Source organism: Enterococcus sp. H57 (genome assembly GCF_003112495.1).
GTDB classification, from domain to species: domain Bacteria; phylum Bacillota; class Bacilli; order Lactobacillales; family Enterococcaceae; genus Enterococcus_B; species Enterococcus_B faecium.
Genome location: NZ_BEHC01000098.1, coordinates 1 through 758, shown reverse-complemented (window position 1 = coordinate 758; position 758 = coordinate 1). Strand labels below are relative to the sequence as shown.

1 protein-coding gene is annotated in these 758 nt (G+C 40.8%); it reads left to right on the top strand.

Going from position 1 to position 758, the window contains the following annotated elements:
• Positions 1–126: 126 nt before the first annotated feature.
• On the top strand, positions 127–750 hold the full coding sequence (locus DIZ30_RS13295; RefSeq protein WP_002299583.1) for a LysM peptidoglycan-binding domain-containing protein: 624 nt from the start codon (positions 127–129) through the stop codon (positions 748–750).
• Positions 751–758: the final 8 nt, after the last annotated feature.

The following is a 758-nucleotide window of genomic DNA, read 5'->3' as shown; positions in this document are numbered from 1 at the left end:
TTACAAAAAACGTGGATTTGTCATAAATTGTCATGCTTCTTTTACCTATGAAATATTTTCACGTGTTAAAGTATTCCTCGTTGAACACAACAAATAAAACTTTTTAACGAATAAAGGAGATTTTTCATGACATCACTTAAAACTTTACTTTTTGGAACAACTTTGGCTGCCGGCGCTGCATTCTTCATGGGAACGACTGCTCATGCGGACGAAGCTTATACCGTTCAATCAGGTGATACTCTATCAACGATTTCTCAAAAATACGTTGGTGATAACTCCTTGATCAATGCCATTGCAGAATCAAATTCAATTTCTGATATTAACCTGATTTACTCAGGACAACAATTAACAATCCCAACAGAAGGCTCTGCACAAGCAGCTGCTGAACCTCAAGCAGCCGTTCAAGAAGCACCAGTCCAAGCTGAACAACCTGTTGTACAAGAAACGGTTCAAACGGAAACACAAGCAGCGCCTGTTGCTGAAACACAACCTGCTCCTGCTGTAACAGAAACTGCTGCTACTCCAGCAAGTACAAGCTCTGCAAAAGAATGGATCGCACAAAAAGAATCAAGCGGTTCTTACACAGCAACGAACGGACGTTACATCGGCCGTTACCAATTAGATTCTTCTTACTTAAATGGTGACTACTCTGCTGCAAACCAAGAAAGAGTAGCAGAACAATATGTTACTTCACGTTATGGTTCTTGGGAAGCGGCGAAAGCATTCTGGGAAGCAAACGGTTGGTACTAAGATTCATT